Source organism: Arthrobacter sp. MDT2-34-1 (genome assembly GCF_059091365.1).
Genome location: NZ_JBNHGO010000107.1, coordinates 1 through 574 on the forward strand (window position 1 = coordinate 1; position 574 = coordinate 574).

General features: G+C 64.8%; 1 protein-coding gene. It reads right to left on the bottom strand.

Going from position 1 to position 574, the window contains the following annotated elements:
• The coding region (locus AC5RVV_RS17885) for a sigma-70 family RNA polymerase sigma factor (RefSeq protein WP_494002695.1) at positions 1–456 on the bottom strand (456 nt) is incomplete at its 3' end.
• Positions 457–574: the final 118 nt, after the last annotated feature.

Consider the following 574-nt stretch of genomic DNA (forward strand, 5'->3'; position numbering starts at 1 on the left):
CACCTTGCGCCGTGCGCGGCTGGCCAGCTTGCGTACCGCGGTCTCCGAGCGACCCAGGACGCCGCTGATCTGCGCGAACGGGTAGCCGAAGACCTCATGGAGGACGAACGCTGCCCGCTCGGCCGGAGCAAGGGTGTCGAGAACGATCTGCATCGCTCCGCCCACCTGCTCGACGAGCAGCGCATCTGCCTCCGGATCGACCGGCTTCGGATCGGCAGTCGACTCCGCCTCAGCGACGGAACTGGTCTGCCTCTTGCGCAGCTGGTCCAGGCACAATCGGGTGACAACCGTGGTCAGCCAGGCAGGTGGGTCCTCCACCGTCTCGGCACGGGCCATCCGCAACCAAGCCTCCTGGACCACGTCATCAGCCTCCGCATTGGTACCCAGAATCCGGGCCGCGATCGCGGTCAGCCGCGGACGCTCGGCCTCGAACTCGGTCGCACTCATAGTGGTCATGATTCCTTGACGAACGCCACAGTCGCAATGTGCCTGTCCCCCGTTGTCACAAATGCGGTCCGGCGCACGTCAATGGGGCATGAACACTCTCGAAAACATCGTGTACACCGTTAGCGAC